This window comes from Chryseobacterium sp. 1B4 (assembly GCF_036631475.1).
Classification (GTDB): domain Bacteria; phylum Bacteroidota; class Bacteroidia; order Flavobacteriales; family Weeksellaceae; genus Chryseobacterium.
Genome location: NZ_JAPNUF010000009.1, coordinates 213,675 through 228,788, shown reverse-complemented (window position 1 = coordinate 228,788; position 15,114 = coordinate 213,675). Strand labels below are relative to the sequence as shown.

The 15,114-nt window shown below is 37.0% G+C and carries 10 protein-coding genes and 7 pseudogenes; 11 read left to right on the top strand and 6 right to left on the bottom strand.

The features are described 5' to 3' along the window. The first annotated feature begins 144 nt into the window (after nt 1-144). Together OWR28_RS20300 and OWR28_RS20295 are read left to right on the top strand one after the other, a co-directional pair. Nucleotides 145-942, top strand: a complete 798-nt coding sequence (locus OWR28_RS20300) for a carboxypeptidase regulatory-like domain-containing protein (protein WP_332388262.1) — start codon at nt 145-147, stop codon at nt 940-942. After that, entirely contained in the window at nt 825-1,925 is a 1,101-nt protein-coding gene (locus OWR28_RS20295; RefSeq protein ID WP_332388260.1) for a hypothetical protein, read from the top strand. Before OWR28_RS20300 ends, OWR28_RS20295 begins: the two co-directional genes overlap by 118 nt. A 44-nt stretch (nt 1,926-1,969) precedes the next feature. Here OWR28_RS20295 and OWR28_RS20290 read toward each other — a convergent pair. The 3 genes and pseudogenes from OWR28_RS20290 to recJ form a co-directional block, all read right to left on the bottom strand. Then, nucleotides 1,970-2,306: pseudogene (locus OWR28_RS20290) on the bottom strand (DUF3817 domain-containing protein). Nucleotides 2,307-2,379: 73 nt separating this feature from the next. Then, nucleotides 2,380-2,964, bottom strand: a complete 585-nt coding sequence (gene nadD / locus OWR28_RS20285; RefSeq protein WP_332388258.1) for a nicotinate (nicotinamide) nucleotide adenylyltransferase — start codon at nt 2,962-2,964, stop codon at nt 2,380-2,382. 129 nt (nt 2,965-3,093) lie between these two features. Next, nucleotides 3,094-4,805: pseudogene (gene recJ, locus OWR28_RS20280) on the bottom strand (single-stranded-DNA-specific exonuclease RecJ). Between the two features lie 377 nt (nt 4,806-5,182). Here recJ and OWR28_RS20275 point away from each other — a divergent pair. Next, nucleotides 5,183-5,905 carry an SDR family oxidoreductase gene (locus OWR28_RS20275; protein WP_332388257.1) on the top strand — a complete coding sequence of 241 codons (723 nt, stop codon included), beginning with the start codon at nt 5,183-5,185 and terminating at the stop codon, nt 5,903-5,905. A gap of 73 nt (nt 5,906-5,978) precedes the next feature. Here the strand turns inward: OWR28_RS20275 and OWR28_RS20270 are convergent. After that, a pseudogene (locus tag OWR28_RS20270) lies at nt 5,979-7,601 on the bottom strand (ABC-F family ATP-binding cassette domain-containing protein). A 121-nt stretch (nt 7,602-7,722) separates the two neighbouring features. On the opposite strand from OWR28_RS20270, the pseudogene smpB reads away from it, so the two are divergent. The 6 genes and pseudogenes from smpB to OWR28_RS20240 all read left to right on the top strand — a co-directional run bounded on the left by smpB (nt 7,723) and on the right by OWR28_RS20240 (nt 12,445). Beyond that, nucleotides 7,723-8,179: pseudogene (gene smpB / locus OWR28_RS20265) on the top strand (SsrA-binding protein SmpB). A 77-nt stretch (nt 8,180-8,256) separates the two neighbouring features. Further along, complete coding sequence (locus OWR28_RS20260) at nt 8,257-9,735, top strand: OmpA family protein (protein WP_332388256.1); 1,479 nt, start codon at nt 8,257-8,259, stop codon at nt 9,733-9,735. Between the two features lie 120 nt (nt 9,736-9,855). Then, a pseudogene (locus OWR28_RS20255) lies at nt 9,856-10,595 on the top strand (YebC/PmpR family DNA-binding transcriptional regulator). A 57-nt stretch (nt 10,596-10,652) separates the two neighbouring features. Next, a pseudogene (locus OWR28_RS20250) lies at nt 10,653-11,475 on the top strand (UDP-2,3-diacylglucosamine diphosphatase). Beyond that, nucleotides 11,476-11,892, top strand: a complete 417-nt coding sequence (locus OWR28_RS20245; RefSeq protein WP_332388255.1) for a glycosyltransferase family protein — start codon at nt 11,476-11,478, stop codon at nt 11,890-11,892. A 76-nt stretch (nt 11,893-11,968) separates the two neighbouring features. After that, nucleotides 11,969-12,445, top strand: a complete 477-nt coding sequence (locus OWR28_RS20240) for a glycosyltransferase family protein (RefSeq protein WP_332388254.1) — start codon at nt 11,969-11,971, stop codon at nt 12,443-12,445. On the opposite strand, the gene OWR28_RS20235 is transcribed toward OWR28_RS20240, so the two are convergent. Both OWR28_RS20235 and OWR28_RS20230 read right to left on the bottom strand, forming a co-directional pair. After that, nucleotides 12,434-12,724 carry a GNAT family N-acetyltransferase gene (locus tag OWR28_RS20235; RefSeq protein ID WP_332388253.1) on the bottom strand — a complete coding sequence of 97 codons (291 nt, stop codon included), beginning with the start codon at nt 12,722-12,724 and terminating at the stop codon, nt 12,434-12,436. The two genes, OWR28_RS20240 and OWR28_RS20235, sit on opposite strands and share 12 nt — an antisense overlap. Nucleotides 12,725-12,853: 129 nt before the next feature. Beyond that, a complete protein-coding gene (locus tag OWR28_RS20230; RefSeq protein WP_332388252.1) occupies nt 12,854-13,603 on the bottom strand; it encodes an RDD family protein in 750 nt (249 codons plus the stop codon). A gap of 28 nt (nt 13,604-13,631) precedes the next feature. Here OWR28_RS20230 and OWR28_RS20225 point away from each other — a divergent pair. Beyond that, nucleotides 13,632-14,613, top strand: a pseudogene (locus tag OWR28_RS20225) (stage II sporulation protein M). Continuing rightward, nucleotides 14,597-15,097 (top strand): hypothetical protein, encoded by a 501-nt coding sequence (locus OWR28_RS20220; protein WP_332388251.1) that lies wholly within the window; start codon nt 14,597-14,599, stop codon nt 15,095-15,097. Before OWR28_RS20225 ends, OWR28_RS20220 begins: the two are co-directional and overlap by 17 nt. Nucleotides 15,098-15,114 lie beyond the last annotated feature (17 nt).

The following is a 15,114-nucleotide window of genomic DNA, read 5'->3' as shown; positions in this document are numbered from 1 at the left end:
GAATAATAAGACAAATGAAAGATGTTAAATGTTACATCAAATAAAAAAATAATGAATAATTTTTTTAAAATGAAGAAATAAAATAAAATATGTTTGCAGTTGTCTTTTATTATTAATTTAGTGAAAATTAAAAACTAATGCCATATGAGAAAATTTTACCTATTATTTTTATTACTTTCATTATTATTTTCATGTAAAAATGAATCTTTATTAGAAACAGGAGATGAAACAATAAATTCTCCATCTAATTATAATTTCGGAAATACTGCACAGCGAAATTTCCAGGGAATAATTCTTGATACAAGTGGAAATCCGGTTTCCGGAGCAACAGTTACCATCGGAACAAGTACCGTTAAAACCGATCTTAAAGGTTTCTTCACATTTAAAAATGCTTCGGTAAAAGAAAATTTTGCCCATGTAAAAGTGACAAAGACCGGTTATATAAATGCATCCAGGGTTTTGGTTCCTACCAATGGAATAAACAGAGTGAACATCATGATGATTCCTGCAACAGTTACCTCTACAATTACGGCGGGCTCTGCATCTACAGTTTCACTACCCAACGGAACCAAAGTAAAATTTGATGGAAGCTTCAAAGATGCCAACGGAAATGTATACGCTGGAAGTGTAAGTGTCGGGGTTTTTCACCTGGCTCCGTCCAACCAGTATCTCAATGAATTAATGCCGGGATCCTTTTTGGCAGACAATTCAGGAGGGAATGCCAGAATAATGGAAACTTTTGGAATGCTCCATGTACAATTAACGGGAAGTTCCGGCAAAATCTTCAGATTGCAAACGGTCATACTGCAGAAATTACAGTTCCGGTGGATGCAGCACAAACTTCCAGCTCACCAGCTACAATACCATTATGGTCTTATAACGAAGAGACCGGAATGTGGAAGGAAGAAGGTGCTGCAACAAAGATTGGAAATACCTATGTAGGAACAGTAAGCCATTTTTCCTGGTGGAATTATGATGCGCAGTTTGCACAGGCAACCTTGAAAGTAACAGTAAAAAACGCGGCAGGACAGGTTTTGCCTAATATTAGAGTCGCTTTAAAGAGAACTTCTCAAGCATATGAAACTTACGGAATGACAGATAATACAGGAATGGTCTCCGGAATTGTTCCGGCAGGTGAGGTCCTCGTTTTAAAAGTTTATGATGTTTGTAATAACGTATTATATACCTCTAATGTAGGTCCTCTCCCGGTTGGAATCATAACAACAATTCCTGAAATTACCATAAACCCGTCTACGTCTGTCAATTATACTATTCAGGGAAGTCTTAAAACATGTACAAATACTAATGTTACCGATGGCTATGTACTACTTAAACCAGTGGCGGGTATGTACTGTTTCCAATATATGTCAGTACCAGTAAACAGTACCGGAGGCTTTACATTCAACACATATGCATGTACTGCAAATCCACAGTTTATCTACGAAGGGTTTGATGCCGCTAATTTACAAAGCACTCATGAAGTGACTTTCACGGCTCCGTCTGCCACAGTCAATTTGGGGAATATCATGGTTTGTAATTCTTTGAACGAATTGATCAGTTATAAAATTGATAATCAGCCAACCGTTAATATAGTGGGATTGTTTGATGTAAAGTGGGGAGGGCTGACGACGACGTCGCCTGTTGTATCGGCCAAGCAACTGATAATAAGCTCAACGAATTCTGCGGGACCTTTTTTCTATATGAAACAAATCAATGTGCTGGGAGTTGCTGCAAGTTTTAACACAGGGTATGGGTTTGAATTTTCAGGAGGTTATATCACAACAAATAATGGAAATATGACTGTAAACATAACCTCTTTTGGAGCTGTAGGAGATTATATTGATTTTACAGTTAATGGAACGTACACCGATAGTTCAGGAAATCACACTTTCACTGCAACAGGACATGTAAAGAGAGATTTCTAATCATGTAAAAATAAAAGGATCGAAAAGGTCCTTTTTTATTTTATTTATTCTCTGTCGAATCGGGCGAGCTTTTTATCTACCCAAACCGTTGCAAAGGGGAAAATGCAGATAATAAGGCAAAACAAAATCTTCATCATCCCAGTTATAAATTTTTCTTGCGGGAAGGCAGAGCAAAAGGTAAAGCGTAAAAAATAATCCGTGTAAACTGCCAATAACGCTGATGAAAATGATAGAATATAAATTTTCATCATACCGGATCCAGATCATCGCAACACAATACAGTAAAAGGCAGGAAACAGCTTCAGCAAGACAGATCTGTTTAAACCATCTGATGATTTTTTCCTGAGCATATTTTGAGAAAAATTTTTCGATGAAGTTCATTTCTTTAAATATAAATTAAGAGCTATAAAGAAGAATATTTCTCCCTTGATGCTTCTCTTTCTGATTGGCAAAATTACTTATAAAAATTGCTACCATCCAAATATTCAAAAACTTCGGGCGGAAGCATAGGTCTTACATTTTTACCATCTCTAATCATATTGCGGATTTCAGTGGCAGAAAGTTCTATGACCGGTGCTTTGATCATGGAGATATTTTCATGCTGTAAATATTCAGAATCTTTTTTCTCCCCTTCAAATACCCTCGGATAAACAATAATATGATGATTTTTGATCAGGACATCAGAATTTTTCCATTTGTGCAGGCCCTTAAGATTATCTTCTCCCATGATCAGGCTGAAAGAATAATCAGGGTATTTTTCGTGAAGATAGGTGAGCGTATCAATCGTATAGCTTGGTTTCGGAAGAGAAAACTCCACATTGGAAGCTCTCATATTCGGATAATTCTTTACTGCCAGCTGTACCATATCCAGTCTGTTGTGATCATTCAGTAAAGATTTCTTGTCTTTAAACGGGTTTTGCGGGCTCACCACAAACCAGAGCTCATCCATATCAGAATTTTCCAGAATATAATTGGCCAGAATAAGATGTCCGATATGAATTGGATTGAATGATCCGAAAAATAAACCGATTTTTTTCATGTTTTGTTAGTAGGTAGCTGATAACAGTTGACAGTATTTTAGTGTAGGCAGCAAAAATCAAGTTTTTTAGGCTGACAGAATTTTATGATGGTTCTGCTTTTACCTGCAACTAAATTCTGCAACCCTTAGTTAATCCCTGAATTTCACATCCTTTATATTAAGATAGTGGGTTACATTGCCTTTCCAGTGGTTTTCTTCCAGGGTAAAAGCAAGATCGAAATTTTTATTTTTAAAATCTTCCACGAACTGCCCCAATTTAAATCCGACACATTCAATATTTCGTCCCGTAGATTCCTGTCTGATATAAAACTTAAGGTGATTGTTATCTTTTCCCATTGTTTTTACATATCCCGAAAGTTTTTGATTGGTTAATGTAAAGATAGGCTTCATATTATGAGGCCCGAATGGAGCCAGCTTTCTGTGGAAATTGATAAACTCCCTGTTGATCTCATCAATTTTAATTTCCGTGTCGATGGTAATCGAAGGTTCTTTCTGATGTTCCTGGATTTTTTCAGAAACAATTCTTTCAAATTTTTCCTTGAAAGCATCAAACTTGTCTTTCTCCATTGAAAGTCCGGCAGCAGCATGATGGCCCCCGAATTTAAGGAAATATTCAGAACACATATCAAGAGCTTCATGTACATCAAAATCTGAAACAGATCTTGCAGAAGCTACCATTTCACCATTATTACCATCGGTAAATACAAGTGTCGGTTTATAATACGTTTCAATAAGCCTTGAGGCTACAATACCGATTACTCCTTTATTCCATTCAGGATGATACACGATAGTCGTATGCTTGGTTTCCTGCTGGGATTCTATAATCTGATTCAGGGCAGAAAGGGTGGAATTCATATCCAGTTCGCGCCTTTCATCGTTGAGGTTCATGATGTCATTGACTATCTGGTTGGCATGTTTCAGATTGTCAGAAACCATAAGCTCCACAGCTGCTTTACCATGGGAAATTCTTCCGGCAGCATTAATTTTAGGGGCTATTTCAAAAACGATATTGGAAATTTCAAAATGAGAAAGCTTGTCCTCAGGAATTAATAATCTTAAACCAAGATTTCTGGTTTTCCTTAGGGTTTTTAATCCCATTTTAGCCAGGACTCTGTTTTCTCCTGTCATGGAAACAATATCTGCTGCAATGGAGATCGCCAGAAGATCTGTAAGCTCAAATAGCTCAGCTTCCGGTAATTTATAAATGGTGTTAAGTCCCTGGCAAAGCTTAAAACCAACCCCGCATCCTGAAAGTTCCTTGAAAGGATAACGGCAGTCGCTTCTTTTAGGGTCAAGTACAGCTGCAGCATTAGGAATCTCTTCGCCAGGAAGGTGGTGATCACAGATAATAAAATCGATACCAAGATTAGTGGCATAATTGATCATATCGAGTGCCTTGATTCCACAGTCAAGAGCAATGATTAATGAAAAGCCATTTTCTTTGGCAAAATCAATTCCTTCTGTAGAAATTCCGTAGCCTTCAGAATTCCTGTCCGGAATGTAGTAGTCCAGGTATTTTTTCTCAACAATTTTGCTGAGATAAAGGTACATCAGGGCAACGGCTGTGGTTCCATCCACATCATAGTCACCATATACCAGTATTTTTTCACCATTTTCAATAGCGGTGGCGATACGCTCTACAGCTTTTTGCATATCTGCCATTAAAAACGGGTTGTGGATATCGTTAAGGTTCGGTTTGAAGAATTCTCTGGCCTTTTGATAATTGTCAATTCCCTTAGAACGAGGATTTTAGATTCAAAAGTACCAAAACCAAGTGACGAACTTAGTCTGTCCACAACTTCCTCATCGGGTTCAGGCTTGTAAATCCATTTTTGACTCATTTCACAAAAATAAGGAAAAAAATAGCATTCCGAACAGAACCGGAACGAAGTTTTGACTTTGTAAATGTTAAAAAAAAGGCTCTGCAATACTATCAAGTTGGATTATGAACTCAACTTTCCTGATCTCTTTTCAATAATTTCCACCATGAATGGGCTTTTCAACAAAACGATTTGAGCTTTCCAACAAAACCAGATCATGATGTGCTGTGTAATTTTGCTTTATCAAAAATACTGAATAAAGTAAAAATAGCTTTTGCGTAAGCTTTCAGTAAAAATTAAATAAGTAATTAAAACTAGTTCAAAATGGATTTACAATTAAAAGGAAAAAGGCTCTCGTTACCGGCTCAAGCTCAGGTTTGGGTGAAGCAATTGCAAAAATGCTGGCAGATGAAGGAGCTTCTGTAATTATTCATGGCAGAGATAAAGAACGTGCAGAAAAAGTTATGAATTCTATATTGGAGAAAGGAGGCATTGCAGAAGTTGCCGTAGGTGATCTTTCAGCGGATGAAGGTGCGGATCAGGTTGCATCTGTAGCTTTGAAGTCCGGACAGATTGATATTCTCGTTAATAATGCAGGCGCAACTTCTCACAAATCATGGGGAGAAGCAGGAGCCGACGATTGGCTGGATATTTACAATACTAATGTAGTTTCCTATGTCCGGATGATTCAACGTATTGTTCCCCAAATGAAAAAATTAGGCTGGGGAAGGGTAATACATATCGGTGGAGGACTTGGTATACAGCCCATAAAAGAGCAGCCACATTATAATGCGACTTTGGCGGCACGTCACAATATGTCAGTTTCTCTTGCCAGATCAGTTAAAGATACGGGAATCACCTCGAATGTGGTTTCGCCGGGAGCAATTATGAATCCAATGGTTGAAGAGTGGCTTACGAATGCAGCCCCGAAGTTTAACTGGGGTACCGATCCGGAGGAAATCAGATACAAGGCTGTACAGGAACTTATTCCTAATGATACGGGCAGATTCGGGGAGCCTGAAGAAATTGCAGGAGCTGTGGCCTATCTTTGCAGCCCCTTTGCTGATTATATCAGTGGTTCTGTCATTAGGGTTGATGGCGGTACCATTCGTTGCTTATAAAACAGATATGATTATATAAAGAAAGGCTGTCTTTCAGGACAGCCTTTGATTTTTATCTGATGTTTTTAAAAAATTAAGAATACATTTTCTCTCTTAATTCTTTTTACCTTTTTATCAGCAAGATACTCGTCATAATTCATTTCTCTGTCAATGATTCCGTTAGGAGTCAGTTCAATGATTCTGTTACAGACTGTTGAAAGCATTTCGTGGTCATGAGACGACAACAGGATGTTCCCTTTGAAATTAGACAAAGAGTTGTTCAGGGTTGTAATACTCTCAAGGTCTAAGTGGTTGGTAGGTTCGTCCAGTAAAAGAACGTTCGCTTTCTGAAGCATCATTCTGCTGAACATACATCTCATTTTTTCACCCCTGAAAGTACCTTACAAGATTTCAAAGCTTCATCACCGGAGAATAACATTCTGCCTAAGAATCCTCTTACGAATTCCTCATGACGTTCCTCATCGTTCTTTGTAAATTGTCTCAGCCAGTCAACCAGACTCAGGTCTTCCTGGAAGAAGTTCGTATTGTCTAGCGGCATATGAGATTGGGTAGTTGTAACTCCCCATGCAACTGTTCCTTTATCTGCTTCAACATTTCCGGCAAGAATTTCGAAAAATTCTGTGATTGCCAAGGAGTTTTTAGAAAGTACAGCTACTTTATCTCCTTTTTTAAGGTTTAAATCAATGTTAGAGAATAATAATTCCCCGTCTTTTGTTTTCTCAAGACCTTTTACGTCAAGGATCTGATCTCCTGCTTCTCTCTCCATTTCAAAAATGATTGCAGGATATCTTCTTGATGTTGGCTTGATATCATCGATATTTAATTTATCGATCATTTTCTTTCTTGCAGTAGCCTGTTTCGCTTTCGCTACGTTAGAACTGAATCTTGCGATGAAGTCCTGAAGTTCTTTCTTCTTCTCTTCAGCCTTTTTGTTTGCCTGGGCTCTCTGTTTGGTTGCCAGCTGGGATGCCTGATACCAGAAAGAATAGTTACCTGTATAAAGGTTAAGTTTAGAATAATCAAGGTCACCGATGTGTGTACAGACAGTGTCCAGGAAGTGACGGTCGTGAGATACAACGATTACGGTGTTTTCGTAATCAGCAAGGAAGTCTTCCAGCCATGAGATGGTATCAATGTCAAGGTCGTTGGTAGGCTCATCCAGAATCAATACATCAGGATTACCGAAAAGTGCCTGAGCCAAAAGAACCTTTACTTTGTCTTTGTTTTCAAGTTCACCCATTAGCTGCCAGTGCATGTCCTCAGTGATTCCTACGTTAGAAAGCATGGTTTGCGCATCAGATTCTGCAGTCCATCCACCCATTTCATCATAAATTACACCCAGTTCGCCGGCTTTGATACCGTCTTCGTCAGAGAAATCTTCTTTTGCGTACAGCGCATCCATTTCCTCTTTTATCTCAAATAATTTCTTATTACCTCTTAAAACTGCTTCAAGAACAGTAAACTGGTCATAAGCAAAGTGATCCTGTTCCAAAACTGACATTCTTTTCCCTGGTTCCAGAGATACGTGCCCTGTTGTAGGATCCTGCTTTCCTGTTAGTATTTTCAGGAATGTAGACTTTCCCGCACCGTTTGCTCCGATGATCCCGTAGCAGTTTCCTTTGGTAAACATAATATTTACCTCGTCAAAAAGAACTCTTTTCCCGAATTGTAAAGATAAGTTAGATACTGTTAACATATAGTTTTGTAAATTTGGCGCAAAAATACGAAAAGAATTTGGGTATTTTGTAATAATATAATAGTCAAGTTTTTAAATGTACGGTATTTTTTATACATTTCATTAACGAAATTTTAAAATGATGAAGATTGAGAAAACAGTTAATATATTAAACAGAAGAGCCCGTTTTGAATATGAAATTCTGGAAGAATACGAAGCCGGAATGGTTTTAACGGGTACAGAAATAAAATCTTTACGCTCATCCAAAGCATCTATCACAGAATCGTTCTGTCAGTTTATTGATGGGGAGTTGTACATCATCAACATGATGATTGATGAGTATAAATTAGGAACTTTTACAACCATAAAACAAAAAGGGAACGGAAATTGCTCTTGCACAAAAAAGAATTACAAAAACTTGAAAAAAGTTAAAGGATGCCGGGAACACCATCATACCTTTAAAATTATATATCACTGACCGAGGTAAAGCAAAGGTGCTGATAGCGCTGGGTAGAGGGAAAAAGCTTTTCGATAAAAGAGAGGCGATAAAAGATAGAGAAAATAAACGGAACCTGGACAGAATATTAAAGAAAAGTTAAAAATCATTTGAAAAACTTTGTATATAAAGAAAAATTATATTTATTTTGCATTATCAATTATTTAATCATTTAATTCTATGAAAAATCTAAAATTAGGAATTTCAGCATTGGCGCTTACTGTTGCCTCTACTGTTTTCGCGCAGACTACCAACAATCCGTGGTTAATCGGAGTTGGTGCTCACGCTGAAAACCACGTAGCAGCACGTACAAGCTTCAGTAATACGTTCTCTGCTAACAATTTGACAAAGAGTATGTTCAATGTGAACAACTTCTCTATTACACCTCCACTATCTAAGTTAACAGTTGCTAGAAACGTTGGTAAAGGTTTAGTAATTGACTGGCAAACTTCTGTTGGAAATGTTGAAAACAAAAGATTCAACATGGGGAAAGAATTTTTCCTAATGACAGGTCTTGGTTTCCAGGCTCACGCTGCAGGTCTTTTATGGAACGAAGAATCTTGGTTTGATCCATATTTAAGAGTTGGTGCTAACTACTTAAGACATGATTATACAGCTCTTACTTTCCCTAGAACATCTGTTGATGCTAACGGTAACGCAATCGAAACTGTAACTAACGGTAAGGATGGTAACGAAAACGGTAAAGCTAATCACTTTACTGTAGCTACAGGTGCTGGTGCTAACTTCTGGGTAACTAAGAACTTCGGTCTTGGTGTTCAGGGAGATTATGTATCAACTCCAGGTGACAAATCTACTGTTGCTAACTTCTGGCAAGCTTCTGCTTCCATCTTATTCAGATTCGGAAACAGAGATAGAGATAAGGATGGTATCCTAGATAAAGATGACCTTTGTCCAGATACTCCAGGTTTACCAGAATTCCAAGGATGTCCTGATACTGACGGTGACGGAGTTCCAGATAAAGATGATCAATGTCCAGAAGTGGCTGGTCCGGTTGAAAACAACGGATGCCCTTGGCCAGATACAGACGGTGACGGTGTAATCGACAAAGATGACGCTTGTCCTACAGTAGCAGGTCCTGCTGAAAACAACGGTTGTCCTTGGCCAGATACAGATGGTGACGGTATCCTAGATAAAGATGATGCTTGTCCTACTGTTCCAGGTCTTCCAGAATACAACGGATGTCCTAAACCAAAAGAAGTGATTGCTCAAGAAGCTACAGGTGCTCTTAAAGATATCTTATTTGATTTCAATAAGGCTACAATCAGACCTGAATCTAGCACTAAACTAGATCAAGCTGCTACAATCATTAAGCAATCTAACGATGGTACTTTCTTAGTAACTGGTCACACAGATAAGAAAGGTGCTGATGCTTACAACTTGAAACTTTCTAGACAAAGAGCTGCTGCAGTAGTAGGTGCACTAGAATCTAGAGGAGTTAGTGGAACTCAACTAAAATCTGTAGGAGTTGGAGAAAGAGACGCTACTGTTTCTGAAAAAGCTTCTGATGCAGAAAGAATGGTTGACAGAAAAGTAGTTGTTGAAGCTGTAAACGGCGCTGCTTGGGATGCACTTAAGAAATCTGATCTAGATGTTGTAGAGAAGAAGACTGTAGTGAAAAAGCTAAAAAGCTCCAGCTAAGAAAAAGCTGCTGCTAAAAAGAAAAAATAATTAATTTTTCTAAATAATGAATACCTCCAATTTTTGGAGGTATTTTTTTGTTGACTTTTAAGTAATTTTGCTGTAAATTAAAAAATTAAAATGGGAAGAGCATTTGAATATAGAAAAGCTTCTAAAATGGCCAGATGGGATAAAATGGCCAAAACATTCTCTAAAATAGGAAAGGATATTGCACTGGCTGTAAAGGCTGGGGGACCTGATCCTGAATCCAATCCGGCATTGAGAAGATGCATCCAGAATGCAAAAGGTGCCAATATGCCTAAGGATAACGTAGAAAGAGCAATTAAGAAAGCAAGTGGGGCAGATGCGGAAAACTATGAAGAAATCACTTATGAAGGTTACGGACAGGGTGGTGTCGCTTTTTTGTAGAATGTACTACAAACAATACAACAAGAACTGTAGCGAACGTAAGAGCGGTTTTCAATAAGTTTGATGGTAACCTTGGAAAAAATGGTGAGCTGGCATTTATCTTCGATAGAAAAGGAATTTTCACAATCGATCTTGCACAGATCAAAATGGATTGGGATGATTTTGAAATGGAAATGATTGACGGAGGTGCAGAAGATGTAGAAAAAGACGAAGAAGAAGTAATGATTACAACAGCTTTTGAAGATTTCGGCTCTCTGTCTCATAAACTGGATGAGCTTGGCATTGAAGCAAAAAGCGCAGAATTACAGAGAATTCCAAATAATACCAAAGAAGTGAATGCCGAACAGTTCAAAGCGAATATGAAAATGCTTGAGCGTTTCGAAGAGGATGATGACGTGCAAAACGTTTACCACAACATGGAAATCACTGAAGAGCTGATGAACTCTTTATAAAAAATAATATAGCATTCATATATAGTTAACTTTCAATTAGTTTCTTTGTATAAAACTATGAAAAGAAACGTTGAATTAGTTGTTATATCGGATGTTCATTTGGGAACTTATGGATGTAAGGCTAAAGAACTGTTGAGATACCTCAATTCTATACAGCCTAAAACTTTAGTTTTAAACGGTGATATTATTGATATCTGGCAGTTTAAAAAGTCTTACTTCCTAAACCTCATTTGAAAGTAATCAGGAAGATACTTTCATTAGCTACCAAAAACACAGATGTCTATTACATTACAGGCAATCATGATGAGATGTTCCGTAAGTTCACAGATTTTGAACTGGGAAAGCTTAAAGTCTGTAACAAAATCTGTCTGAATATTGATCAGAAAAAACCTGGATTTTTCACGGTGATGTTTTCGATGCATCAGTCCAGCATTCAAAGTGGATCGCCAAACTTGGCGGTAAAGGCTATGATCTATTAATTATTATCAATAATGTTGTAAATTGGTTCTTAGAGAAAATGGGGAAGGAGAAGTACTCATTTTCTAAAAAGATCAAGAACAATGTGAAAAAAGCAGTAAAATACATCGGCGATTTTGAACTCACAGCTTCCGAACTGGCTATTGATAATCATTATGACTATGTTGTATGCGGACATATTCATCAGCCGCAGATCCGTGAAGTTGTTACTAAAAAAGGCTCATGTACTTATCTGAATTCAGGTGACTGGATTGAAAATCTCTCTGCTTTGGAATACCATGATAAAGAATGGAAGATTTTTTATTATGACGAGCATAAACATTTGCTGAAAGATGATGAAGCGGAAGAAATTCCTGAAATGGATAATTCTGCACTTTTAAAAATCGTAACGAATTTCTCTTAGATGAAGATCTTGTATGCATTCCAGGGTACCGGAAACGGGCATGTAGCCAGAGCGCAGGAAATAATTCCTCTTCTCAAAAAATATGCATCGGTTGATACCTTGATCAGTGGGCACCAATCGCAGTTAAAAGCTGATTTCGATATTAACTTCCAATACAGAGGTATTTCCCTTCTCTATAATAAAACAGGCGGCTTATCTTACCGGAAAACGTTTACAGAGAATAAATTTATTGAAGCTGCGAAAACAATCAGAGAATTGGAACTTTCACAATATGATTTAATCATCAATGATTATGAACCTTTAACAGGGTGGGCTTCCAAGCTGAAAAAACTTCCTATGATAGAACTCAGCCATCAGGCTTCCATGAGTTTTCCGGAAACACCAAAACCCCCAAAAAAGACTTTCTGGGAGAAATGATTTTAAAATATTATGTTCCCAGTGAAAGGAAAATAGGCTTTCATTTTGAGAATTACCATCCTCAGATCAAAAGCCTGTGATCAGAAGAAAAATCAGAAATCTTAATCCTTATAAACAGGGATATTATCTTGTCTATCTTCCCAGCTTTGCAGATGAAAATATTATCAGGGTTTTAAGAAAAATTCCTGTAGAATGGAAAGTCTTTTCAAAATACAGCACAGTACAGGTTAAAGTAAAAAATGTGGAGGTATTTCCAATTGATGAAATGCAGTATCTGAAATATTTTGAAGGCTGCGACGGAATTTTGTGTAATGCAGGTTTCGAGACACCTGCAGAAGCATTGTTTATGGATAAAAAATTGTTTGTAATTCCTATTCATAATCAATATGAACAGGAATGTAATGCATGTGCCTTAGACCAAATGGGAATCCCCAATTCCAAGGTTTTAAATCTTCACGAGATTATGGAATGGGTAGCATCTGATCATCATCTTAAAGTGGATTATCCTGATGATATTGAAGATATCCTGGTCAATGAAGTTTTAATTCTTTAAAAATATATCGTCCACATCACTCATTCTCATCATCACAGATCTTGCATAGGAACAATGCGGGTATACTTTCCAATTGTTTTCTCTGGCAAATCTTATAGCTTCTTCCACTAAAAATTTCCCCATTCCCCTGCCTTCAAATTCCGGATGTACCAATACAAAAGAGATAATCAGTTTGTGGTCTTCAGGGAAAATAGTATAGGTAAGTCTGCCGACTTCTTTTATTTCATTATTTAAAGTAAGAACTCCGCCGTTTCCGGATTTATTGTTTACAAATTTCATGATTCTGAACTTTCTGATTAAATATACAAAAATTGAACCGACCTTTGCATAAGCAATAAGCTCTGCTGTGAATTTTCAACATTTTTCAATTGGCCATTCACTAGCGAAGCAAAATGGGCTATTGGCCTGCTAACTGTCTTTCCCTGTATAGTAGTTGTAATCTTTGATGATTACGTTAATAAACTGTCTTTCCGTCATTTTTGTAGGATCTATTTCCAGCTTCAGAATACTTTTGATTTTATCAGACAGTTTACTGATGATCTGGCGGTCATCTGCTTTCAAGGCTTTGGTGTAATTATCTTTGATGATTCTCATATCATTATCACTCAGGGCAATCACCTGTGGGAAGGAAGGAATGTAATCTTGGTGGATATTTTCTAAAATGGTATGAGAGATATTAATGTTGTTTTTTAGAGAAATAACAGCTGTTCCGGAAGCAATGTCCCCTAAACGCTGGTTGTTTTTAGAAACAATCATAGAAATAAGTCCTATTACTCCAGCAAAGGAAACATCAACAATTCTGAATATCCAGCGGATCATGTAATCCGCAAAACTTGCCTGATAACCGTCAATCTTCACTACTTTGATTTTCATGAGCTTTTTGCCGGGAGTCTGGCCTTCCATAAGACTTTCCAGGACAAGAGGATAAATGTAGATAGGAAATGTAAGAATAAGATATACGGCTCTTACAGACCACTCATCAAGGCCATCTAATAAATACCCCAGATCAAAAATGCTGAAGAACAGATACAGGACGATCATTACATAAGCAATTCTGATCAGAAGATCAATAATGAAGGCGAGCATCCTTTCTCCTACACCTGCAATATTAAAGTTAATATTTACATTTTGTGAGGTATTTATCGCGATTTGAGACATATTTTTTATTATTTTAGCCTTAACAATTATGAGAGAAGTTTATTTCATTAAACAAAATAAAGAAAAATGGTTGGGAATAGAACAGGTTATTCAAGGGAAAATTAAAAAAAATCCTGATGACCTGTCTTCGCTGTACATAAATCTGATCAATGATCTTTCTTTGCCCAGACCTATTATCCCAAAAGCAACACGACAGTGTATCTGAACCATCTGTCTGCCCAGATTTTTCAGAAGATTTATAAAACCAAAAGGGTAGAGGAGAACAGGCTGGTTTACTTTTCAAAACTGAAGTTCCGCTGCTGATATACCATTACCGGAGATATCTTATGTATGCTTTTCTCTTTTTCATATTATTTACTTTAATTGGTGTCCTTTCTGCAGTTTATGATAAAGACTTTGTCAATATCATTCTGGGCGAAGGATATGTGAATGAAACCATTGAAAATATTAAGAGTAATAATGCTGTAGGAGTCTATCAGAATGGAAGTACCTGGGGAAGTACCATCGGGATTATATTTAATAATATTCAGGTGGGTGCAAAATTATATATTTACGGAATTGCCGGTGGAGTAGGAACATTATATGCATTGCTGTCAAATAGTGTCATGCTGGGAGCTTTTCAATATTTTTTCTATGATTATGGAGCATTGAAAGACAGTGCAAGAGGAATATGGCTTCACGGGGTTTTTGAAATTTTTGCTATGGTGGTGGAAGCCATGTGCGGATTGATCCTGGGAGCCTCTATTTTATTTCCGAGAACCTTTTCAAGGTTTAATTCTTTTAAAAAAGGATTTAAAGATTCATTTAAAATATTTTTAAGTACGGTTCCTTTCACTATCTGTGCAGGAATTATAGAAGGTTATGTCACCAGACACGCATTGAAGATGCCTTTAATTCTGAACCTTATCATTATTTTTGGCTCACTGGCAATTATTGGATATTACTATTTTGTGTATCCGTCTGTTGTTTACAAAAAAACTAATAAACTGATCAATGATACAATTTTATAAAAAAAGGGATTTTGGAACTTTTATAAGTGATAGCTTCAATTTTTTCAAATTATACGGTAAGAATTACTTTAAAAACTACATCCTGATCAATGGTTTGCTTTTGATCTTAATGGTCACTGTTGTGGTTTTCGGATACAAAGAGCTTTTTTCCCAGATATTCGGATCCAATCTGGGCGGTGAAACCTATTATTTTGAACAGTATTTTTCAGAAAATTCCGGAATGCTGATTACCGTCGGATTACTGACTTTTCTGCTTTTCATGGTTTTAATGATCGTAAACTACCTGTATCCGGTTTTTTATTTAAAGAGAATTGCACAGGGCGCGGAAAAGATCAAGGCAGATGAAATTCTGAGTGATTTTAAAAACAATGCAGGGAGAATAGCTAAATTATGCCTTGGGATGATCTTTATCGTCACACCGGCGATTTTATTTGTGTTAGGCTTTTCTTATATCCTCATTTTTATTATAATCGGCTTTTTTTGATACTGCTTCTTTATCCC